Source organism: Methylopila henanensis (assembly GCF_042681025.1).
Lineage (GTDB): Bacteria > Pseudomonadota > Alphaproteobacteria > Rhizobiales > Methylopilaceae > Methylopila > Methylopila henanensis.
On sequence record NZ_JBHUER010000008.1, the window covers coordinates 75,592 to 96,730 of the forward strand.

The 21,139-nt window shown below is 69.4% G+C and carries 24 protein-coding genes; 15 read left to right on the forward strand and 9 right to left on the reverse strand.

Annotation, left to right across the window (positions count from 1 at the left end; genetic code table 11):
* Window positions 1-13: 13 nt before the first annotated feature.
* The 3 genes from ACFSCV_RS10825 to ACFSCV_RS10835 are packed head-to-tail and all read left to right on the forward strand — an operon-like array spanning window position 14 to window position 3,628.
* Window positions 14-853 carry an ABC transporter ATP-binding protein gene (locus ACFSCV_RS10825; protein WP_378799604.1) on the forward strand — a complete coding sequence of 280 codons (840 nt, stop codon included), beginning with the start codon at window positions 14-16 and terminating at the stop codon, window positions 851-853.
* A gap of 56 nt (window positions 854-909) precedes the next feature.
* Window positions 910-2,586, forward strand: a complete 1,677-nt coding sequence (locus ACFSCV_RS10830; RefSeq protein ID WP_378799605.1) for a carbon-nitrogen hydrolase family protein — start codon at window positions 910-912, stop codon at window positions 2,584-2,586.
* A gap of 58 nt (window positions 2,587-2,644) precedes the next feature.
* Window positions 2,645-3,628, forward strand: a complete 984-nt coding sequence (locus ACFSCV_RS10835; RefSeq protein WP_378799606.1) for a LysR family transcriptional regulator — start codon at window positions 2,645-2,647, stop codon at window positions 3,626-3,628.
* A 7-nt stretch (window positions 3,629-3,635) separates the two neighbouring features.
* On the opposite strand, the gene ACFSCV_RS10840 is transcribed toward ACFSCV_RS10835, so the two are convergent.
* A complete protein-coding gene (locus ACFSCV_RS10840; protein ID WP_378799607.1) occupies window positions 3,636-4,247 on the reverse strand; it encodes a biliverdin-producing heme oxygenase in 612 nt (203 codons plus the stop codon).
* A gap of 415 nt (window positions 4,248-4,662) precedes the next feature.
* Here ACFSCV_RS10840 and ilvD point away from each other — a divergent pair, with 415 nt between their 5' ends.
* The gene (gene ilvD / locus ACFSCV_RS10845; RefSeq protein ID WP_378799608.1) at window positions 4,663-6,510 is read left to right on the forward strand and encodes a dihydroxy-acid dehydratase; all 1,848 of its coding nucleotides are present in this window, start codon (window positions 4,663-4,665) and stop codon (window positions 6,508-6,510) included.
* Here the strand turns inward: ilvD and ACFSCV_RS10850 are convergent.
* Window positions 6,498-6,911, reverse strand: a complete 414-nt coding sequence (locus ACFSCV_RS10850; RefSeq protein WP_378799609.1) for a group III truncated hemoglobin — start codon at window positions 6,909-6,911, stop codon at window positions 6,498-6,500. The genes ilvD and ACFSCV_RS10850 overlap by 13 nt on opposite strands.
* 95 nt (window positions 6,912-7,006) lie before the next feature.
* Here ACFSCV_RS10850 and ACFSCV_RS10855 point away from each other — a divergent pair, with 95 nt between their 5' ends.
* Both ACFSCV_RS10855 and ACFSCV_RS10860 read left to right on the forward strand, forming a co-directional pair.
* Complete coding sequence (locus tag ACFSCV_RS10855) at window positions 7,007-7,459, forward strand: Rrf2 family transcriptional regulator (RefSeq protein WP_378799610.1); 453 nt, start codon at window positions 7,007-7,009, stop codon at window positions 7,457-7,459.
* 36 nt (window positions 7,460-7,495) lie between these two features.
* Window positions 7,496-8,650, forward strand: a complete 1,155-nt coding sequence (locus ACFSCV_RS10860; protein ID WP_378799611.1) for an HPP family protein — start codon at window positions 7,496-7,498, stop codon at window positions 8,648-8,650.
* A gap of 3 nt (window positions 8,651-8,653) precedes the next feature.
* Here ACFSCV_RS10860 and ACFSCV_RS10865 read toward each other — a convergent pair whose 3' ends face one another.
* Window positions 8,654-9,502: a hypothetical protein gene (locus ACFSCV_RS10865; protein ID WP_378799612.1), complete on the reverse strand. Its 849-nt coding sequence runs from the start codon at window positions 9,500-9,502 to the stop codon at window positions 8,654-8,656.
* Window positions 9,503-9,605: 103 nt separating this feature from the next.
* Window positions 9,606-9,869: a PepSY domain-containing protein gene (locus tag ACFSCV_RS10870; RefSeq protein ID WP_378799613.1), complete on the reverse strand. Its 264-nt coding sequence runs from the start codon at window positions 9,867-9,869 to the stop codon at window positions 9,606-9,608.
* Window positions 9,870-9,981: 112 nt separating this feature from the next.
* Between ACFSCV_RS10870 and ACFSCV_RS10875 the strand changes: the two genes are divergently transcribed.
* The 3 genes from ACFSCV_RS10875 to ACFSCV_RS10885 are packed head-to-tail and all read left to right on the forward strand — an operon-like array spanning window position 9,982 to window position 12,296.
* Window positions 9,982-10,278: a PepSY domain-containing protein gene (locus ACFSCV_RS10875; protein ID WP_378799614.1), complete on the forward strand. Its 297-nt coding sequence runs from the start codon at window positions 9,982-9,984 to the stop codon at window positions 10,276-10,278.
* A gap of 3 nt (window positions 10,279-10,281) precedes the next feature.
* A complete protein-coding gene (locus tag ACFSCV_RS10880) occupies window positions 10,282-10,947 on the forward strand; it encodes a response regulator transcription factor (RefSeq protein ID WP_378799615.1) in 666 nt (221 codons plus the stop codon).
* Window positions 10,944-12,296: a sensor histidine kinase gene (locus ACFSCV_RS10885; RefSeq protein ID WP_378799616.1), complete on the forward strand. Its 1,353-nt coding sequence runs from the start codon at window positions 10,944-10,946 to the stop codon at window positions 12,294-12,296. The genes ACFSCV_RS10880 and ACFSCV_RS10885 overlap by 4 nt, the downstream gene beginning before the upstream one ends.
* Here ACFSCV_RS10885 and ACFSCV_RS10890 read toward each other — a convergent pair.
* The 3 genes from ACFSCV_RS10890 to ACFSCV_RS10900 all read right to left on the reverse strand — a co-directional run bounded on the left by ACFSCV_RS10890 (window position 12,293) and on the right by ACFSCV_RS10900 (window position 14,668).
* Window positions 12,293-13,006 carry a phosphotransferase family protein gene (locus ACFSCV_RS10890; RefSeq protein WP_378799617.1) on the reverse strand — a complete coding sequence of 238 codons (714 nt, stop codon included), beginning with the start codon at window positions 13,004-13,006 and terminating at the stop codon, window positions 12,293-12,295. The two genes, ACFSCV_RS10885 and ACFSCV_RS10890, sit on opposite strands and share 4 nt — an antisense overlap.
* A gap of 207 nt (window positions 13,007-13,213) precedes the next feature.
* Window positions 13,214-14,230, reverse strand: a complete 1,017-nt coding sequence (locus tag ACFSCV_RS10895; RefSeq protein ID WP_378799618.1) for a homoserine dehydrogenase — start codon at window positions 14,228-14,230, stop codon at window positions 13,214-13,216.
* A 15-nt stretch (window positions 14,231-14,245) separates the two neighbouring features.
* Window positions 14,246-14,668, reverse strand: coding sequence for a VOC family protein (locus ACFSCV_RS10900; RefSeq protein WP_378799619.1), 423 nt, complete (start codon window positions 14,666-14,668; stop codon window positions 14,246-14,248).
* Between the two features lie 104 nt (window positions 14,669-14,772).
* Here ACFSCV_RS10900 and ACFSCV_RS10905 point away from each other — a divergent pair, with 104 nt between their 5' ends.
* Window positions 14,773-15,642 (forward strand): LysR family transcriptional regulator, encoded by an 870-nt coding sequence (locus tag ACFSCV_RS10905; protein WP_378799620.1) that lies wholly within the window; start codon window positions 14,773-14,775, stop codon window positions 15,640-15,642.
* Window positions 15,643-15,711: 69 nt separating this feature from the next.
* On the opposite strand, the gene ACFSCV_RS10910 is transcribed toward ACFSCV_RS10905, so the two are convergent.
* Window positions 15,712-16,602, reverse strand: coding sequence for a LysR family transcriptional regulator (locus ACFSCV_RS10910; protein ID WP_378799621.1), 891 nt, complete (start codon window positions 16,600-16,602; stop codon window positions 15,712-15,714).
* 163 nt (window positions 16,603-16,765) lie between these two features.
* On the opposite strand from ACFSCV_RS10910, the gene ACFSCV_RS10915 reads away from it, so the two are divergent.
* The 3 genes from ACFSCV_RS10915 (at window position 16,766) to ACFSCV_RS10925 (ending at window position 18,394) form a co-directional block, all read left to right on the forward strand.
* Entirely contained in the window at window positions 16,766-17,326 is a 561-nt protein-coding gene (locus ACFSCV_RS10915; RefSeq protein ID WP_378799622.1) for a YybH family protein, read from the forward strand.
* A 48-nt stretch (window positions 17,327-17,374) separates the two neighbouring features.
* Window positions 17,375-17,926 carry a nuclear transport factor 2 family protein gene (locus tag ACFSCV_RS10920; protein WP_378799623.1) on the forward strand — a complete coding sequence of 184 codons (552 nt, stop codon included), beginning with the start codon at window positions 17,375-17,377 and terminating at the stop codon, window positions 17,924-17,926.
* Window positions 17,927-18,058: 132 nt separating this feature from the next.
* A complete protein-coding gene (locus ACFSCV_RS10925) occupies window positions 18,059-18,394 on the forward strand; it encodes an Atu4866 domain-containing protein (protein ID WP_378799624.1) in 336 nt (111 codons plus the stop codon).
* Between the two features lie 149 nt (window positions 18,395-18,543).
* Here the strand turns inward: ACFSCV_RS10925 and ACFSCV_RS10930 are convergent, their stop codons facing one another.
* Entirely contained in the window at window positions 18,544-19,059 is a 516-nt protein-coding gene (locus ACFSCV_RS10930; protein ID WP_378799625.1) for a nuclear transport factor 2-like protein, read from the reverse strand.
* 189 nt (window positions 19,060-19,248) lie between these two features.
* Between ACFSCV_RS10930 and ACFSCV_RS10935 the strand changes: the two genes are divergently transcribed.
* Both ACFSCV_RS10935 and ACFSCV_RS10940 read left to right on the forward strand, forming a co-directional pair.
* A complete protein-coding gene (locus ACFSCV_RS10935; RefSeq protein ID WP_378799626.1) occupies window positions 19,249-20,160 on the forward strand; it encodes a LysR family transcriptional regulator in 912 nt (303 codons plus the stop codon).
* 496 nt (window positions 20,161-20,656) lie between these two features.
* Window positions 20,657-21,079 carry an AbiEi antitoxin N-terminal domain-containing protein gene (locus ACFSCV_RS10940; RefSeq protein ID WP_378799627.1) on the forward strand — a complete coding sequence of 141 codons (423 nt, stop codon included), beginning with the start codon at window positions 20,657-20,659 and terminating at the stop codon, window positions 21,077-21,079.
* The last annotated feature ends 60 nt before the right edge of the window (window positions 21,080-21,139 follow it).

Here is a 21,139-nt window from a genome sequence, read left to right on the forward strand (position 1 = left end):
CCGGGAGTCCGCCTTGGGCCAGATCCACGCCTTGAGACCGACGGAGGGCCCGCCTGCGGAGACGGGCGCCGCCCCTGCCCCGCGCCGCGGCAAGCTGACGATCCGCGGTCTGTCGAAAAGCTTCAACGGAGCCGTCGTCTATGACGGCTTCGACCTCGATCTGCCGCTCGGCTCCTTCATCTCGATCTTCGGGCCGAACGGCTGCGGCAAGAGCACCCTGATCAACATGATCTCGGGACTCGCGCCGATGGACGCCGGCCAGGCGCTCTACGACGGGCGCACCATCGGCGAGACCAACATCTCCTATGTCTTCCAGAACTACCGGGAGGCGCTGTTTCCGTGGATCCGGGCGATCGACAACATCCATTACCCGCTCAAGGTGATGGGCGTGCCGAGGGCGGAGCGGAAGCGCCGGGTCGAGGCCCTGCTCGCCGAGTTCGACGTCAAGTTCGACCTCGCCGCCTACCCCTACACGCTATCCGGCGGCCAACAGCAGACGGTGTCGATCCTCCGCGCGCTGGTGACCGAGCCGGAGGTGCTGTTCCTCGACGAGCCGTTCTCCGCGCTCGACTATGAGATGACTCTGTTCATGCGCGAGCAGCTCCAGAAGATCTTCATGAAGCGCAGCATCACCACGCTGCTCGTGTCGCACGACCTCGAAGAGGCGATCCAGCTCGCCGACAAGCTGGTGCTGCTGAGCCGGCGGCCGACGCGCGTGGCGGAGATCGTCGACATCGCCCTGCCCTGGCCGCGCGACGGCGCCGCCACCACCAGCGAGGAGTTCACGGCGCTGAAGCGGCGCTGCCTCGACACGTTCTGGCGCGAGGTGAAAGCCGCGCCCGAGCCAAGCTGACCTCAGGCTGACGAAGGGCCGACGCGGCCCGCAAACATCTTACGGAGACCGATCCCATGACGAAGCGACGCTTTCGCGCCGCAGCGGTGCAGACGCTCGCGCGCCTCGGCGACTACGACCACAACATCGCGCTCGCGACCTCCTACGTCGAGGAAGCGGTGCGGCAGGGCTGCGAGCTCATCGTGTTCCCGGAATGCATGGACACGGGCTACCTGTTCGACTCGGCGGAGCACGCCCGCGACCTCGCGGAGACGGTGACGGACGGCCCGTTCGTGAAGGCGCTGTCCGCGCTCGCCGCGAAGCACGGCGTCTACATCGCGAGCGGCATCACGGAATGGGACCCGGCGAAGAACAAGATCTTCAACTCCGGCGTCATGTTCGGGCGCAAGGGCGAGCTCGCCTGCCACTACCACAAGCAGTTCCTCGCCACCCACGACCAGAACTGGTTCGCCTTCGGCGAGCGCGGCTGTCCCGTGGTCGACACGGATCTCGGCCGCATCGGCCTGCTGATCTGCTTCGACGGCCGCATCCCCGAAATCTTCCGCGCCATGACGCTGCAGGGCGCGGAGATCATCGTCGACATGGCGAACTTCTTCACCATGGACCAGGCCGACATGTGGGGCCCGGCCCGCGCCTATGAGAACGGCGTCTGGCTCGTCGCCGCCACCAAGGCCGGCCACGAGCGCTCGATCTACTACCCCGGCGGCAGCATGATCGTGGACCCGAAGGGCCGCGTCGCCGCCAAGGTCCCCTACGACACCCACGGCATGGCGGTTGCCGACGTCGATCCGGAGATGGCGGGCGACAAGTCGATCTACGCCGCGGACGACAAGATCGCGGGCCGCCGGCCGGAGACCTATGGCGCGCTTGCGCTGCCTTACGAGCAGACCCCGGTCTACGGGATCGCCGACCAGCCGCTGGTGCCGTCGCGCAGCGTCACCAAGGTGGCCGCCGTGCAGATGCATATGACGGCCGACGCGGCCAACGCCGACGCCGTGTTCGAGATGGTGGACCACACCGCGAAGCTCGGCGCCAAGGTGCTGGTCCTGCCGGAATACGCCTTCAGTCCGACCTGGCTGCCAAACGCCGAGGAGGCAGCGCTCCAGGCGGAGTCGACGCCTGCGATCCTCGCGCGGCTGGCGGGAATCGCGAAGCGCTACGGCTGCCTGATCGGGGCGCCGGTGGTGGAGCGGGAGGGCGACCGGCTCCATGCCACGACCGTCCTGATCGGACCCGACGGCGCGGAGATCGGGCGCTACCGCAAGACCCACCTCACCGCCGAGGAGCAGCGCTGGGCGACCGCCGGCGACGACTATCCGGTGTTCGACACGCCCTTCGGCCGCATCGGCGTGATGTCGGGCTTCGACGCCGTGTTCCCCGAGACCTCGCGCTGCCTCGGCGTCGGCGCCGCCGACATCGTGCTGTGGCCGGCTGCGCTGCGGGAGCCGTTCGAGCGCGAACTGCTCGCCGTGCCGCGGGCCGAGGACAACCGCGTCGCGCTCGCGCTGGCGAACCGGGTCGACAGCCCCTACCCCGGCGGCAGCATGGTGGTTCCGCCGACCGGCTTCCCGCTGTGGGACGTCAACGTGGTCGCCCCGCGCTCGCTCACGCTCGGCGCGGTCATGCCCCGCCATGTGGACCTCGCCGTCTGCCGCCAGAAGATGATGATCCCGAAGGTCGACATGTTCGCGAACCGCCTGACCGGCACTTACGCGCCGCTCGTCGCGGCCTGAAACCGGCAGGACAGGGGCCGATCCGGCGGCGGGGCGCGCCGCCGGATCGGTAGTGATCATGGCTTTCGCGACAGCTACAGTTCCGTCCTTCGCGACGAAGCACGGAGACCGCGTCATGGCGGCGGTGAAGGCGCAGCCCCGCTACGACTGGAACGACATCGTCTACTTCCTCGCCGTGGCGCGGCAGAAGAACCTGGCGCGCGCCGCGAAAGCGCTGAAGGTCGACCACACCACCGTCGGCCGCCGCATCCGCGAGCTCGAGCGCAGCCTCGGCGCCAGCCTGTTCAAGCGCAGCCGCACCGGCTTCACCCTGACCGAGACCGGCCTGCGCCTGCTGCAGCACGCGGAGGGCATGGAGAACCAGGCGAACGCCCTGACGGAGGCGGTCGGCGCGGGCGGCGACGCCGGCGGCGCCGTGCGCATCGCCACCATGGAAGGCATGGGCAGCCTCTACCTCACCACCTGCTTCGGCGCGTTCCGCAGGCAGTATCCCGGCATCCAGATCGAGCTGATCACCGACACGCGGACGCTCGACCTGACCCGCCGGGAAGCGGAGGTGTTCGTAAGCTTCAACCGGCCGGTCGGGCGGCGGCTCTCGACCCGCAAGATCGGCGAGTTCCGCGTCTCGCTCTATGCGGCCGAGGCCTATTTCGCGGATCGGCCGCGCCCGACCTCCGCCCGGGACCTCGACGAGCACGACTTCATCGACTTCATCGACGAGTACATCCATGTCCGCGAGAACCGCTGGCTGTCGGACATCTTCCGCCCGGCGCATGTGGGCTTCCGCAGCACGAGCCTGATCGCGCAATATGTCAGCGCGTCCTCCGGCCAGGGCATCGCGATGCTGCCGAGCTTCGTCGCGGCCCACAATCCGGCGCTGATCCCGGTGCTGCCGGAGTTGTCCACCGTGCGCGACGTCTGGCTGTCGGTGCACGAGGACCTCGTGCACATCGCGCGCATCAAGGCGGTGGCGGGCTTCCTCGAAAAGCGCCTCGCGGCCGACCGCGGCTTCCTGCTCGGCGAGACGGGAGCGCGCGGCTGAACGGTCGTCAGCCGAACGACGCCCGCACCAGGCCCTGAACGCGCGCGAACGCGGCTTCGGCGCCTGCGACCGCGCGCGCGGCCCCGTCCGCGTCGAGCGGGACAGCGTCGAGGGCGGCGGCGAAAACGCGCCAGTTGAGGCCGCGGCCGTCCGGCGCCGGAGCGAGGTGGCGGGCGCCGAACTCCGTGGACAGGCCGAGCTTCGCCGCCTCCTTCAGCAGGAACGCGGCGCCCAGGTTCGACCCTTCGGCGACGTAGAGCCAGCCCAGCGCCTCGGCGTCGTCGAACGGCGCGCCGGCCGGAAAGGCGGGGCCGTCGGACGGAGCGGAAGCCTCGACCCCAAGATCCGCGAGATCGTTTTCGATCGCAGACAGCCGGCTGCGCGCGGCGAGGTCCGGCAGCAGCCGGCCGAGGCCGGGATCGGCGTAGAGCGCCTCAATGTCGGCGTGGAAGGACTGCTGGACCGCGAGGAAACGGCCGTAGCGCGCGCGATCGGCGAAGGGGGCGCCGGCCATGATCGACCGGTCGAGCCGCTGATGGGCCGCCGTGGTCCGCTCCTTCAGACGGCGCGAGAGCCCGGCCTCTTCGACGGCGGGCTCGAGGGCGGCGTGCAGGCTCATAGATCGAGGTCCGTTGTTGGGCCGGCCGGGTCTGACGAAGACGGGCGGTGAGGTCGGCATGGCGCTCTGGCCGGCAAGGCCTGACGCCGAGGCGAGACGATCGAAATAGTGGCGATCGCTGGCATTCTCCAGAGGTTTACGGCCGGCGGCCATGCGACCGCCGGAGGCGACAGGCCGTTTCGTCTCGCCGGCGCCGTGTCGGTCGATCCCTGAACGCTCCACGTCCACGGGACGTTCGCTTCGGCGACGCAACGAGCAGGGCGCCCGCTAATCCTACGGCTCGTGCCTCGCCACGCCCGCGCCGCAGGGCTGACCGTCGAAGGTGAGGTTGGACGGCGAGGCGATAAGGCGCCAAAAGCTCGGAAAACGGCTGGAGCGCGCGAGCGCCCGGCCCTGAGCCGTTCCGAGGATCGCCATGCCCGCCTACCGCTCCCGCACGACCACCCATGGCCGCAACATGGCCGGCGCCCGCGGGCTTTGGCGCGCGACCGGCATGAAGGACAGCGACTTCGGCAAGCCGATCATCGCGGTGGTGAACTCGTTCACGCAGTTCGTGCCCGGCCACGTCCACCTCAAGGACCTCGGCCAGTTGGTCGCGCGCGAGATCGAGAAGGCCGGCGGTGTCGCGAAGGAGTTCAACACCATCGCGGTCGACGACGGCATCGCGATGGGCCACGACGGCATGCTCTACAGCCTGCCCTCGCGCGAGCTGATCGCCGACAGCGTCGAGTACATGGTCAACGCGCATTGCGCGGACGCCATGGTCTGCATCTCGAACTGCGACAAGATCACCCCCGGCATGCTGCTGGCGTCGCTCCGCCTCAACATCCCGACCGTCTTCGTCTCGGGCGGGCCGATGGAGGCGGGCAAGGTCGTCCTCAAGGGAAAGGAGGTCGCGCTCGACCTCGTCGACGCCATGGTCGCGGCCGCCGACGACCGTGTCGCCGAGGAGGACGTGGCGAAGATCGAGCGCTCGGCCTGCCCGACCTGCGGCTCCTGCTCCGGCATGTTCACCGCGAACTCGATGAACTGCCTGACCGAGGCGCTCGGCCTGTCGCTGCCGGGCAACGGCTCGACGCTCGCCACCCACGCCGACCGCGAGCGCCTGTTCGTGGAGGCCGGCCATCTGATCGTCGACATCGCGCGCCGCTGGTACGAGAACGACGACGACGGCGTGCTCCCGCGGAAGGTGGCGAGCTTCAAGGCGTTCGAGAACGCCATGAGCCTCGACATCGCCATGGGCGGCTCGACCAACACCGTGCTGCACCTTCTCGCGGCCTCCTATGAGGGCGAGGTCGGCTTCACGATGGAGGACATCGACCGGCTGTCCCGCAAGGTGCCGGTGCTGTGCAAGGTCGCGCCCGCGAAGTCGGACGTGCACATGGAGGACGTGCACCGCGCGGGCGGCGTGATGGGCATTCTCGGCGAGCTCGATCGCGCCGGCCTGCTGCACCGCGACCTGCCGACCGTGCACAGCGCCACCATCGGCGACGCGCTCGACCGCTGGGACGTCGCGGTCACGACAAGCGAGGCGGTGAAGACCTTCTACCGGGCGGCGCCGGGCGGCGTGCCGACGCAGGTCGCCTTCAGCCAGGATCGCAGGTGGGACGACGTCGACGTCGACCGGGAGCACGGCGTCATCCGCAGCGCGGCCCACGCCTTCAGTCAGGACGGCGGCCTCGCGGTGCTGACCGGCGACCTCGCGCTCGACGGCTGCATCGTGAAGACGGCCGGCGTCGACGAGTCGATCCTGACGTTCTCCGGCCCGGCCAAAGTGTTCGAGAGCCAGGACGACGCGGTGAGCGGCATCCTCACCGGCAAGGTGGTCGCGGGCGAGGTGGTCGTCATCCGCTACGAAGGCCCGCGCGGCGGCCCCGGCATGCAGGAGATGCTCTACCCCACGAGCTACCTGAAATCGAAGGGGCTCGGGAAGGCCTGCGCGCTCGTCACCGATGGCCGCTTCTCCGGCGGATCGTCGGGGCTCTCGATCGGCCACGTCTCGCCGGAAGCGGCGGAGGGCGGCCTGATCGCGCTGGTCGAGGACGGCGACATGGTGGAGATCGACATCCCCGGCCGCTCGATCCGGCTGGCGGTGGCGGCGGACGTGATCGCCGCCCGACGGGCCGCCGAGATCGCGCGCGGCGCCGACGCCTGGAAGCCGAAGGCGCGCAAGCGCAAGGTCTCCGCCGCGCTGAAGGCCTACGCCGCCTTCACCACCAGCGCCGCGCGCGGCGCCGTGCGCGACGTCGATCAGGCCCGCTGAGGCCCGGGCCCCGAGGGCGCGCCGTCAGTGCGGCCTTCGGGGCGGAACAGCAGACCGGCCTGAAGGCTGACCGCGATGCGGCCGGCCCTGGCGTCGAGTTCGGCCGCGACCTCCGGCGGGAAGCGCTCCGCCGCGGTCGCGCTCCACAGCGCGAGCCAGCGCGCGAACAGCGCAGGATCGAGCCGTTCGCGCAGCTTCAGATGCGCCGCGAACGGATTGCCCTTGTAGCGCCCGCTTCCCAGCATGACCGAAGACCAGAACGCGCCGAGCCGCTCCAGGTGCTCCGGCCAGTCTTCCACATGGCCTTCGAACAGCGGACCGAGCTCCGGGTCGCTCCGGACCTGGGCGTAGAACGCCTCGACCTGCCCCAGAAGCTCGGCTTCCGTCGGTTGACCGCTCATGGCCGCGCCGTAAAGATATATTCTCTGTACATCTTTTTTCGGCTTAGGTCGTCTGGTCTGAACATGCAAACGAAACGCGCGGGCGGGCGATCGCCATGCGCCTGACCCGCTACACGGATTACGCCATCCGCACGCTCGCCTATCTCGCGGCGCGGCCGGAGCGTCTGTCGTCGATCGCGGAGGTCGCCGCCGCCTACGGCGTTTCGCAGAACCATCTGATGAAGGTGGTCCACGAGCTCGCCAAGGCCGGCTACGTCGAGACGGTGCGCGGCCGTTCCGGCGGCATGCGGCTGGCGAAGCCCGCCGGAGCGATCACCGTCGGCGAGATCGTCCGTCTGACCGAGGACGGATTCGATCTCGTCGACTGCGGCTCGTGCGCGATCAACGGCGTCTGCGGCGTGAAAGGCGCGCTCGCGGAAGCCACGCGCGCCTTCCTCGGCGTGCTGGACCGTCATTCCTTCGAGACGCCCGGCGGCGGGGCCGCCCTGCGGATGGCGCTCGACCAGACGCCCCGCCTGAGCGCGGACTGCGCCGCGCAGGACGCCTGAGCCGATGCTGCGCTGAAAACCCGAGAAGACGCATTCATGCATCCCCTGCTGCGCCGTTTCCTCCCCGACATGCCCCGCTTCACCCCGCGCGAGCGCGCCGTGTCGGTGCTCGGCGCCTTCCTCGGCGTCGGCGCGACCGGCCTCGTGTCGACCGCCGCGGTCGGCGCGGGCGCCGCGCTGCCGGCGATGATCGCGCCGGTCGGCGCGTCGGCCGTGCTGCTGTTCGCGGTGCCGGCCAGCCCGCTGGCGCAGCCTTGGTCGATCATGGGCGGCAATCTGGTCTCGGCGATCATGGGCGTGGCGGCCGCGCAGGCGATCGGGTCTCCGCCGCTCGCGGCCGCGGTCGCCATCGGGCTCGCCATCGCGGCCATGATCACGCTCCGCTGCGTCCACCCGCCGAGCGGCGCGGTCGCCCTCACCGCGGTGCTCGGCGGAGCCCAGATCCACGACCTCGGCTTCGGCTTCGTGCTCTGGCCGGTGGCGGCGAATTCCGCGCTGCTGCTCGCTTCGGCCCTGGCGTTCAACCCGCTTGCGGGGCGAACCTATCCGAGCCGGCCGGCTGAGCCCCAGCCGCAGCGCGGCGCGGACGAGCCGGCGCCCTCGGCGCGGATCGGGATCACCCCCGACGATCTCGACGCCGCGCTCGCCGGCCTCGGCTATCCGCTCGACGTCGGGCGGGCCGACCTTGAGGCGGTGCTGCGCAGCGCGCAGCTCCACGCCTTCGGACGCCGCGCCACCCAGACCGTCTGCGCCGACGTGATGGCGCGAAACGTCGTCGCCGTGTCGCCCGGCATGTCGATCCGAGAAGCGCTGAAGCTCGCGCGCGAGCGCCGGCTGAAGGCGCTGCCGGTCACCGACGAGTCCGCCCGCGTGATCGGCGTGGTGACTCAGACCGACTTTCTCGAGAAGGCCACATGGAGCGGCCTTGGCCCGCATGTCGGCCTCAAGCGGCGGATCGCGCTGACGCTGACGCGGCTGCGCGCGCCCTCCTCCCGGATCGAGGACATCATGACCACGCAGGTCCGCTCGGTCCGCCCGGAGACCCCGATCGCGGACGTGGTCCCGCTGCTCTCCGACAACGGCCTGCACCACCTGCCCGTCGTCGACGGCGAGGGGCGGCTGGTCGGCCTCCTGTCCCAGACGGACGTCATCCTCGCCCTGCTCGCCGACAAGGCCGCCGCCGCGGCCTGAGGTTCAGGCGAAACCGGGCTGGTCGCGGATCAGGTCGGCGAGCCCGGGCTGCGGCCCGAGCGCCAGGATCTCCTCGACCATGTCGGCCTCCTTGTCGGACGGCAGGCTCGCCTTGAGGTCTTCGTCGGAGGCGGCGCGGCCGTGATAGGCGGCGACAACGCCCTCGACACCGGCGCGCCCGGCGCCCGCGCACAGGAACGGCAGGATCGTGGCATGCAGCCGCGTCGGCAGCGGCTTCAGCGCGACGCTCCTCCCGGCGAGCGCGAGCGCCTCCCCAGCGTCGACCGGATGGCGGTCGCCATAGAACACGCTCCAGCGGAGATTGGGCAGATCGGCCGGCGCCCGGACGTCGCCGAAGCGCTGCAGGTCGCGCAAGATCCGCCGGCGCCGGCCGGCGCGCTCCAGAAGGTTGTGGTAGCTCTTGAACCGGATCGCCTCGTTCGGCGGCCACAGCCGCGTCTGCGCGCCGAAGGCGAGCGCGGAGACCTGAACCTGCGGAAGGGCGCGCGCGAGTTCGCGGGAGACGAGCAGCGCGCCGAAGCCCGACTTGCTGCTGCCGATGGCGCAGACGGCCTGGAAGCCGTTCGCGGCCACGAAGCCGCGCAGCCCCTCGATCAGGCTGTCGACGAAGGTGGTGTAGTAGCTCACCCGCTGGTCGGCGACGTCCACCACCGGGCAGGGGAACGGCACGCTCCCCAGCGTGAGGCTGCGCCGCGACGACAGGTTGATCACGACGCCGATCCCGCGCCCGGGGCGCAGACCCAGCCTGTAGGTCTCGTTGATCAGACCGAACGCCGACGTGTCGAGGACGGGCTCTTCGCCTTCGGCCTGCCGTTCGCGGCTTCCGCGCATGCGCCCTCGGGTGTCAGCGCCGCCGATGCGGCCCGGCGGGTTCTTAGCGGCCGGGCGGACGGCGGCCAAGGGGGCCGCCGTCCGCCCATGAGGCGGCGGGCGTTCAGTCGTCCAGGCGCTCGTTCGAGATCGCGCCGGTCCTCGGATCGACGTCGAACTCCATCATTCGGCCGTCCTTGACGCCCTTGCCTTCCCAGCGGCCGTCGTCGGCCTCGAGTTCGGCGACGCTGGAATAGCCAGCGGCCTTCAGCTTCTGCGTGACCTGCTCCATGCTGATCCAGTCGGCGCCCGGCGTGTCGGCGAAGGCGGCGCCGATCGGCGCGACGGCGAGAGCGGCGGCGAGGACGAGCTTCGAAGCGATGGACATGGCTTTCTCCTGTGGCGTGATCGATGACGCCGGTTCTCGCAGCTTCCGCCCACGCCATCCTGACGGGCGTCGTCAGCGTTTCGTCAGCGAGGCCGTTCTAGGCTGCGCGGCCATGATCCGCCCGCTCGCCATCCTCGCCGCCGCCGCGCTCGCGCTTGGCGCCGCCCTGCCCGCCCTCGGCGACGACGATCAGGACGAGGCGCGCCGCGCGCTTGAGCGGGGCGAGATCCGCCCGCTGGAGGAGGTGCTGGCGGCCGCCCGCGCCCGCGTCCCCGGCGATGTCGTCAAGATCGAGCTCGACCGCGACGACGGCCTCTGGGTCTACGAGATCAAGATCCTGACGCCCTCGGGCGCGCGCCGCGAGGTGGAGATCGACGCGCGGTCGCTGCGGGTGCTGGAGGTCGACTGAGCCGTGCGCCTGCTCGTGGTCGAAGACGAACCGCAGATCGCGGCCGACCTGCGCGACGGGCTCGCCCAGGCGGGCTTCGTCGTGGACCTCGCCCGCGACGGCGAGACGGCGTGGTTCCAGGCCGACGTCGAGCCCTACGACGCCATGGTGCTCGACCTCGGCCTGCCGCGGCTCGACGGTCTTAGCGTGCTCAAGCGCCTGCGGGAGGGCGGCAGCCGGCTGCCGGTGCTGATCCTGACGGCGCGCGACGGCTGGCGCGAGCGGGTCGAGGGCATCAACGCCGGCGCCGACGACTACCTCGCCAAGCCTTTCCGCATGGAGGAGCTGGTGGCGCGGCTCCACGCCGTGCTGCGGCGCGCGGTCGGCGAGGCGTCGCCGGTGATGCGCGCCGGCGAGCTCGAGCTCGATCCCCGCGGACGCCAGGCCAGCCTCGCGGGACGCGCGCTCGCGCTCACGCCGCTCGAATTCCGCGCGCTCGTCCACCTCATGCGCCGGCGCGGCGTCGTGGTCTCCGCCGGCGAGCTGATCGAGCACGTCTACGACAGCGGCGCCGAACGCGAGACCAACGCCGTCGAGGCGCTGATGACCCGGCTGCGCCGCAAGCTCGGCGCGCCCCTGATCGAAACCCGCCGGGGCCACGGCTACCTCATCCCGGCGGACGACCGGTGACCGGACGGTCGCTGCGGCTCAGGCTCAGCCTAGCGGCGGCCGGACTGATCGCGCTCGCGCTGGTGCTCGGCGGGGCAGGCCTGTTCCTGATCTTCGACGCCGCGCTCGACCGGCGCACCGCCGACGAACTGGACCAGACCGCGCGCTTTCTGGCCGGACAGGTCGCCTTCGGCGCCGACGGCGCGATGACCCTGGAGCAGCGTCCGGCCGATCCACGCTACGCCGCGCCCTATGGCGGGCTCTACTGGCAGGTCGACGCCGCCGACGGACAGCGCCTGCGCTCGCGGTCGCTATGGGACAAGGCGCTCGACGCCGAGCCCCGTCCGGGCGGCGACGGCGCCGAACCGCAGACGCTTGACATCGCCGGGCCGGACGGCGGAACGCTGCTCGCGGTGGCGCGCGCGGTGCAGGTGTCGGAGCCCCGTCCCCAGGTCACGATCCTTGTCGGACTGGACCGGCGTCAGCTCGCTGCGAGCCGGACGGAGGTGATGCGCCTGCTGGCGCCGACGCTCGCCGCGCTCGCCGTGGCGCTGTCGCTCGCCATGGCGCTGTTCGTCCATCGCGCGCTGCTGCCGTTCCGCGCGCTGCGGGACGATCTCGGCGGCCTGCGCGAGGGTCGGACAACGACGCTGCCCGGCCGCTACGCCGACGAGGTGCAGCCGCTGGTCGACGACCTCAACGCGCTGCTGGACCAGCGCGCGCGGGCGCTGAAGCGCGCCGAGACGCAGGCGGCCGACATGGCGCACGGCCTGAAGACGCCGCTCGCGGTGCTTTCGGCGCTCGGCCGCCGGATCGCGCTACAAGCGCCGGCCGAGGCCGCCGAGATCGAGCGTCAGGCGGAAGCGATGTCGGCGCAGGTGACCCGCGCCCTCGCCCGCGCCCGCGCCACCGCCGCGGGGCTCGAACGTCGGGGCGCCGTGTCCGGCGTCTCGATCCGCCAGATCGCCGCCGCGCTCGATCGCCTGCCCGGCTCGGAGCGGCTCGACTGGCGGATCGAGACGCCGGACACGGTGGTCTTCCCGGCGTCGGAAGGCGAGCTGTTCGAGATCCTCGGCGCGCTCATGGACAACGCGCGCAAATGGGGCCGGCGCTCCATCGTGGTGTCGGCGCATGGAAACCGGGATACCGGCGCGATCACGGTCGCGGACGACGGACCCGGCATGCCGGCGGACGAACGGGCGCGGATCGGGCGCGGCGTACGCTGGGACGAGACGACGCCCGGAACCGGTTTCGGCCTCGCCATCGCCCGCGACCTCGCAGAGGCCGCCGGCGCTCGGCTGACGCTCGGCGTCTCCGAACTCGGCGGGCTGGAGGCGAAAGTGTCGTGGCCGGCGCCCGCCGCCGACTAGGACAGGGGCCGCAGCGGCAGGCTGATCTTCAGCGGCGGCCAGCCCATTTGCCGCGCGACCAGCACCCGGTGCGCGAAGGCGACGACGGGGGCCGCGATGCGGTGGCGGAGGCGCTGCCGCTTGCGGCCGAGCGCCCTGCGCCATTTGCCGTTCGCCACCACCACGTCGGCGACCGTCGGCCCGACGAAGGCCGCGCTCCAGTCGACGACCACCGCATGTCCGTCCGCATCCAGCATGATGTTGCTCGGCGCGAGGTCGCCATGGCACAGCCCCTCGCCGGCGAAGGCGGAGGGATCGCCCGCGATGCTGGCCAGCGCCGCTTCGGCGCGCCCGCCCGAACGCGCCGCCATCAGGGACGGCGGCGGCGACGGCACGCGGCGGAGCTGGATATGCAGGGACAGCAGCTCCCTCAGCGCCCGCGCGAGGCTGATGCGCCCGGTGCGGAGCGCGGTCTCGAAGGTCACGCCGTCGATGCGTTCGCCGACGATGCCATAACGGTCGCGGTAGGCGACGATCTCGTCGACGCGCCATGTGCGCACCCCGGCCGCCCAGGCGTGCCGCGTGATTTCGAACTCGGTCGTGGCGTCCGACAGGCTGGACGCCCGCGACAGGAACAGCTTCACGACGCGCCCGTCGGAGAGGGCGTAGACGCCAGCCTTGTAACCTTTGCCGACCGGCCGCACGATCTCGGCCTTCGCAAGAATTCGCATATGCCCTGCACGTTCCGTCGCCGCCGGCCACCGCACTGCGCCGACGAGACGTTCCTGTAGGCCGCCTTATTGCGACGGAACTGTGGCGGCGAGCGGCCGTGCGCTGATCCGGCCTAGGCGGGCGCGACCCGGATATCCGGCGCGGGCGGATCGAAATGCGCGTGGCGTATGGCCCGGACGAGACGGCGCGACATTTGCGCCGGCTCCTCAGACGAGGCGGGGCCGGCCGGCCCTCGACGCGAGGATGTGCTCGAAATCCTTCAGCGCCGCAGACGCCGTGGCGAGCGGCTCGGCCCCGCAGCCGATCGCCACGATCTCGCCCATGCCGTCCGTCTTGACCCGGATCGCCTTGGTCTTGCCGGGCAGGCGAGCGAGCGGATCCGTCAGCGGATAGGCTTCAACGCCGACGCCGCCCCGGAACGCGCCCGCCTCATCGCGCCAGAGACGGCCCACGAGCTTCGGAACGAGGCCGCCGTCCCGCCAGCCGGCGATCTGCTCCTCCGTGACGGTCTGGATGCCGCGGACCTCGAGATCGCCGATCGCCAGCTCCGCGCCGAGGCCGAAGCCGGCGAGGATCACCAGCTTGCGGGCCGTGTCCCAACCCTCGACGTCGTCACGCGGATCGCTTTCGGCGAAACCGCCGGCCTGCGCCTCGCGCAGCGCCGCCCCGAAGCCGACGCCGCGCGCCATCATGGCGTCGAGCAGATAGTTGGTGGTGGCGTTCAGCACGCCTTCGACGCCCAGGACCTCGCAGCCCAGAAGGTTGTGGTCGAGCAGGTCGATCGTCGGCAGCGCGGCGCCGGCCGCGCCGCTGACCTTGATCGTCGCGCCGGAGCGGCGAGCGAAGCCGCGCAGGCGGGCGCCGTCGCGGACCAGCGCGCCCTTGGAGATGACGATGGCGTCGCGCCCGCCCGACAGGGCCCGCTCCAGATAGGCGAGGCCCGGCCCGCCCATGCGATGGTCGCTCGGGCCGGCCTCGATCAGCACGTCGGCGCCGCTCGCCTCGATCACGTCCGGGCCCGACAGGCCCGGCTCCAGATCGCCAAAGCGCTCCGCCTCCAGACCGGCCGGATCGACCCGCCCCGCCCGCGACGCGCAGACGGCGACCAGCCGGACCTCGACGCCGTGGACGTCGCGGTAGCGAGCCCGCCGGTCGAGCAGAAGCCCGGCCGTCGCCCGCCCCACGGCCCCGAAGCCGGCGATGGCGACGCGGCAGAGCGCCATGCGGGCCCCTCCCCGTTACTTCGCGAACAGGTTTCCGATGTCGGCGAACGCCTTCATCTCGATGGCGTTGCCGCTCGGATCCCGGAAGAACATGGTGGCCTGCTCGCCCGGCTCGCCCTTGAAGCGGATGTAGGGCGCGATCACGAACTCGACCCCGGCCTTGGTCAGCCGGTCCGCAGCCTCCCGCCACTGGTCCATCGGCAGGACGACGCCGAAATGCCGGACCGGCACGCCGTGGCCGTCGACGGCGTTGGTCGCGGCGACGCCGGTCTCGTCCGGCGCGAGATGCGCCACGATCTGGTGGCCGTAGAAGTCGAAATCGATCCAGTCCGGCGAGCTGCGGCCCTCCGGGCACCCCAGCAGGCCGCCGTAGAAGGAGCGGGCGGCCGCAAGGTCGTCGACGGGGAAGGCGAGGTGGAAGGGGTGCAGCGCGGGCATGGCCTGGGTTCTCCGTTGCGGACGCGAACGCTTCTACACGGTCGGACTCATGACGAAAAACGCTTCTTTCTTTATCTAAGCCACACGAAACGTTATCAATCGGCATGATCCCCGAGCTTCGCACATTGCTGGCGGTCGCGCGCCACGGCACGTTCGCCGCCGCTGGCGACCGGGTCGGGCTGACCCAGGCCGCGGTCAGCGGCCACATGCGACGGCTGGAGGAGGCTCTCGGCTTCCCGCTGTTCGAGCGCACCGGCCGATCGGCCAGACTCAACGAGGCGGGCCTGCGCACGGTCAGGCGGGCGGAGGCGCTGATCGCCTCGTTCGAGGCGCTGGGCGAGCCCGAGCGGGACGACGCCTGGGAAGGCGCGCTGCGGGTCGGCGCCATCGCCTCGGTTCAGGGGACCCTGCTCGCGCGCGCGCTCGTCCCGTTCCGCCTCCGCTTCCCGCGCTGCCATATCCATGTGGGGCCGGACGTCTCCCTGCGGCTGATGGACCGCGTCGACGCGGGCGAGATCGACTTTGCGATCCTGATCCGCCCCTCCTTCGATCCGCCGCGCGATCTCGAATGGCTGCCGCTCGTGCACGAGGACTACGCCCTGATCGTTCCAGCGGACGTCGACGGCGACGACTGGCGCGCGATCCTGCCGGCGCATTCGTTCATCCGCTACGACCGCGCGTCGTTCGGCGGCCGGCAGGTGGAGCGGCTGCTCCGGAACGCGTCGGCGCGGCCGCGGGACTGGCTCGAGATCGACGAACTCGACGCCATGCTGGCGATGGTCGCGCTGGGGCTCGGCGTCGCCATCGCGCCGCTGTCGGAATCGCTGCTGCCGCTGCCGCCGGGCGTCCGCGCGGTGGCGCTCGGCCCCGACACGATCCGCCGCGAAATCGGCGTGCTGCGCCGCGCCGGCGAAAGCTCGCCCGCCGCCGCGGCGCTGGTGGAGGCGCTGCACGCGTCCCGTCGGGCGCCGTAGAGGCGCTGATCGTCACCGCGAGCCCCATGCAGAGGCCTGTGGCGCCTCCGCCGAACTCGGCGCGGATCGCTATCGCGACCGCTTCACATGGTCGACCAAGGCCCGAAGCTTCGGGGCGAGATTCCGGCGGTTGGGGAAATATAGGAAGAAGCCTGCGAAGGGCGGGCAATAGTCTTCGAGGAGCGGGACCAACTGGCCGGAGGCGACGTAGGGCCTGAAGGTCTCCTCCATGCCGAAGGTGATCCCTCCCCCGGCGCAGGCCGTGCGGATCATCAGCCACATGTCGTTGGTGGTGATCTCAGGATTGACGGCGACGTCGTACTCGCGCCCGTCCTCGCCGAACTCCCAGCGGTACGGCGCCGTCTCAGGCGCCGGACGCCAGCCGATGCAGCGGTGCCGCGCCAGCTCGGACGGATGCGACGGCGCGCCGAAGCGCTCGATATAGGCCGGCGCTGCGACCACCGTCTGGCGCTGCTCGCCCGACACCGGGATGGCGATCATGTCCTGGTCGATCACCTCGCCGAGCCGCACCCCGGCGTCGTAACCCTCCGCGACGATGTCGAACTCCTCATCTGTGACGGTCACGTCGATCTGCACCGCCGGATAGGCCTCCGCGAAGCCGGCCAGCAGCGGCCCCGAGATGAACCGCTCCGCGATCGAGGACACGGCCAGCCGCAGGAGGCCGCTTGGCGCGCTGTCGCGATCCGCTGCGGCGTCCAGGGCGACGCCGACCTCGGCGATCGCCGGCGCGACGCGCTGGAACAGCCGCTCGCCGGCCTCGGTCAGGCTGACGCTGCGCGTCGTCCGCTGGACCAGCGCGACGCCGAGGCGGTCCTCGAGCCGACGAAGGGTCTGGCTGACAGCCGGCCGCGTCACGCCGAGACGCTCGGCGGCCGCGCGGAAGCTCCGCGTCTCCGCGACGGCCAGGAAGACGGAGAGTCCGGCGAGATCGACAGCCATTGGTAAGGTGAGGTTACCGGCTTAGTCACGATTGGGCAAATTGTCCGCTCCGTCGGCCATCTCTAGTTCTCGTTCAACGACGCCCCCGCTCGCTTCGCGGAAGTCCCTCGGTTCAGCCGCGGAGCGTCGTGGGTCGTCCCGCCTGACGTCGAAGGAGAACGAGATGCGTATCCGCCTGTCGCTCATCGCCGCCGGAACACTGGCGCTCGCATCCCCCGTCGCGGCGCAGGCGCAATCGGCGCCCGTCGCCCAGTGCGCCGTCTCGGGCGCGAGCTCGGCTCCGGAGCTGCACAAGGAGTGGATCCTCGTCGGGTGGGACAAGCCGGTCGCCGGCCAGTCCTGGGATTTCCGCGAGAAGCTTGGGAAATACTACGACTGGGAGGCCAAAGACGTCGTGCTCTATGACGACATGGCTCCCGACCACCGCATCGCGCGCTCGGCCGAAGGGTACCGCGCGCTGTGGGAGAAATCGTTCCAGGCGCTGCGCCGCGCCCACCACCTCGTCCTGGACGGTCCGGAGACGATCGTCAGCGGCGCTCTGGCGACGTCGACGCTGGAGTTCGCGGCGCGGCTCGAGCCCGCCGAAGGCCAGCCGATCGTCTCGATCCGCGCACGCTCGACTCTGGTGTGGCGGTGCACGGGCGACGCCTGGAAGATCGTGCGCGAGCATAACAGCACACGCCGCATCACGCCCGACGAGTCCCGTCAACTCTTCGGCTTCTGATCGATCGTAGCAAGACAAGCCCTGTCGGTTTCCGAAAGGAACGATCCCATGACTGTCTTTTCATTGCGCTCCCGCGTCGCAGGCGCGGGCCACAGGCTGCTCATCGCCACTGCGTTCCTCGCCGTCATCGGGGCGGCGCATGCCGAGATCACGGCGTCAGACGCGAGCGCGGAGACCCACGACACCGCCATCGAAACGCGGAACAAGGCCATCGTCCGCGACGCCTTCGAGAAATGGCGCGGCGGAACCTACGTCTTCGCCGCGCTTCTCGCCCCCGACGTCGTCTGGACGATCCACGGCTCCGGCCCGGTCGCAGGCACGTACCGCAGCCAAAGCGACTTCGTCGAACGGGCGTCGCGCCCCCTGACGAGCCGTCTCGCGACCCCGGTCGTGCCGGAGGTGCGCGGCATCTACGCCGTCGGCGACACGGTCCTCATCCGCTTCGACGGTTCGGCGACGACGACCTCGGGGGCGCCCTACCGCAACCAATTCCTCTGGGTGTTCCGGATGAAGGACGGCTTGGTCATCGAGGCCGAGGCGTTCCTGGATCTCGTCGCCTACCAGCAGGTCGTCGAGAACAACGAGCCGCGCGCGCAATAGCAGGAGGTCGCGTGAGGCCGCCACGGCCAGCCGCGCGCCCCGCCCCACGCGGGGCAGCCGCCTCAAAACCCCTGCAGACCCACAGTTCGGCCTCGCAGCCGACAGCCACACCCGATGCCTAGGAGCGCGATCATGCGCCATGCGTTTGCGGTCCTGACGACCGCCGCCCTCTTGACCCAGTCCGCGCACGCCGAGGAGCCAGCCATGCGAACCGACCATCCCTATGCCGGCATGTGGGTGACGGACGACGGTCGTATCCGCCACGAACTCCTGCCCAACGGCCGCTATGTCGAGGCGCGCGGCGCACGCGAGCGCGCCTATGAAGGCCGTTACGAAGTGACCGGGACACATATCGAGTACTGGGACGACACCGGCTTCACCGCCGACGGCGACTTCGTGGACGTCGACACCTTGCATCACGGCGGCATGGTCCTGCGCCGTCGAGAGGATCCAGCCGCGAAGCCCTGAGCTCCCGGCCGAGGCGGCGCACCATGCGACCTAGGCGCGCTTCGACCTCAAGCGAGCCTACGAGGTCGGCGGCGAAGGAGCGGCCATGGACGCCACCCCTCCGAAGGAGTTGGAAACACACGGACACCTCGACCTGCTGTGCCTTGCTTTCAGACGCTGGTTGCCGGCCCGTCTGGCCTTGCTTTGATAAGATACTCGCCGCTTTCCCTGAAACTGCGGACGGTCGCAAACGTATCTTCCATGAACTGCACGTAGGACAGCTTGCCGTTCTCGCCGCGCGCCAGAACGGCGAAGGGCGAGGTCACCGTCTTGCCCAGAATGGTCGATGTGTAAGTAAAAAAGCCGAAGATCGCCGCACCGTCTTTATTCTCAAAGCTGTCCTGGATCCGGAAGTCCTTCACGGTCCAATAGCGGCTGACGTCCAGAAAGGTCTGAACCAGCCCTTTCGTGCCTTCGTTGGCGCCAGCCCAAGGCATGATCCGCTTCAGTTCCGGATTGTCGTAGTTGAGCGACACATAGATGAAGTCGTCGGTCGTAAATTTCTCGACGAACTCAAGATCGGTCGGGTTCGACAAGATCGACCGCAGCGCCGCCAAAGGCGACGCCGCCGACGCGGGCTCGGTTGTCGACGACTTCCGGTCAAGAGCGCGCGCTGCAGTGGACATCACAGGTTCCTCCTTTCGGGCGTTTCTTGGAGCAGCGGCGCAGGAATCGCCACGCTCCGCTCGATATGCGCGACTCGCCACGCGGCCTGGGGCCATTGGCCCGTCTCGCGTCAGCGCAGTCTTGCGCTAATCTTGGAGATTGGCTGCGATTGACGGAATGGGGATATCCGTCGGATCATCCCGGACATTATGTCGGCGATGCTTTCAATCGAGTCCCTCAGCGGCCTCGTCGCGTTTTCAGTCGCCGTGGAGACCGGAAGTTTCGCGGCCGCAGGAAGAAAGCTGGGGCTATCCGCGTCAGCCGTAGGCAAGGCGGTGGAGCGACTTGAAGCCCGCCTCGGCCTGCGCTTGCTGAACCGTACGACCCGATCGCTCGCCGTGACCGGCGAAGGCGACGTCCTGTATCGCTATGTCGTGCGGATCCTGAAAGACCTGCACGACGCCGAGCAGGAGCTTCATCTTTTCCAGAAAGAGCCGCGCGGTCGGCTCAAGATAAGCGTGCCTACGGTGATCGGCCGCAAGGTCGTCATGCCTGCGCTTCGCGATTTTCAGACCCGCTTCCCTGACGTGACGACCGACATCAGCCTTGACGACGTCAAGGTCGACATCATCGAGGGCGGCTACGACGTGGTGCTACGACTTGGCGAACTGGACGATTCAACGCTGAGCGCGCGAAGGATAGGTCCCCACACGTTCATCACCTGCGCCTCGCCTGCTTATCTCGCTCAGCACGGGATTCCCCATGACCCCGGAGACCTCCATAAGCATTGCTGCATACATTATCGTTTTCCCACGACCGGGCGGCCGGAGGTCTGGGCCTTTAAGGCGTCACGCCAGGCGAAACCGATCAAGCCCGTCATCATCTTGAACGACGGCGAGGCGCTCGCGTCCGCCGCGCTGGGCGGACTGGGGATCATCCAGGCGCCGAGCTATCTCGTGCGGGACGACATCGTGGCGGGGCGTCTTCAGGCCGTCCTAGCGGATTACACCGAGGATCGCGGCGGCGTTTCTCTTGTCTGGCCTTCGATGTCGGCGCGCGTTCCGAAAGTTCGCGCCTTCATCGACTTCATGGCCGAGCGGGTCTTCGAAAAGCTATACTGAGCGCAGCGTGCTGCGGCGCAGTCCCGCTACCGCCGGATGGACCTAAATCACTCCCACTCAATTATCGCCCCCACAGCCTAACCAATTGAAATGAAAAGCGAAAAAATATTCTCAAAAAGCGAAATACCGTCAGCGACACCGCCGCCAAGCTATCTCTTATGAAAACATTGGGCTTTTTCGGCCGAACAGCCTGTGGAAAAGTTCGCCATCTATCGTCGGTGACGACGGCCGTTCCAATTTAGGCGTCCGACAACGAAAGTGCTCGCAAGAACTACATCATACCCACGCATTGCCCGATTTGCCATCATTATCGGGAGATTCGGTCTGCGAGGTTCGACCATATCACGCGTCAATTCGCCTAATAGTGCTGACCCGAAGAGGGTTGAGAAGACCGGCATTATCTAGCAAGCGGGAACCATGAGGGGTCCGGCGCGCGTATTCAGATAGCCATCAGAATTCGAGGATTGTATCAAGGCGAAGACCATGCGTTTGCCACATGGGACCTTTTGCTAACCCAAGCGACGTTAACTGGGATATTTTCGAACTAGCTCGTGGTTTGAATGTGAGCCAAAAAGCTCACCATGAGGGAGCAAAGCGAAGGAAAGCTAAAACAGCTCGAGCGCCTCTCCCAGAGGGCTTGCTCGTCGATTCCGCGTGGCTCTCCGCGCGCAACTGTTACACTTCCCTGCGCACCAAATATGTCACCTCAGGCTGGCTCGAACAGCCAGCACGCCGGGTCTATAGACGCCCCCGCGGACAGTTGAGCTGGCAGCAGGTCGTTATCTCGCTCAAGACGATCCTCGACCATCGCCTTGCCGTTGGTGGCCGAACAGCTCTCGATCTGCAGGGCTATGCCCATTACCTCTCGCAAGGCGGTTCTAAGGTCCATTCACGGCCCAAATACCCCCCCCCCAACTAGCTCACCGCGCTGCCACTCAAGAAGCAATTCGTCTACCGCAATAGCGTGCCACTCTGCGGG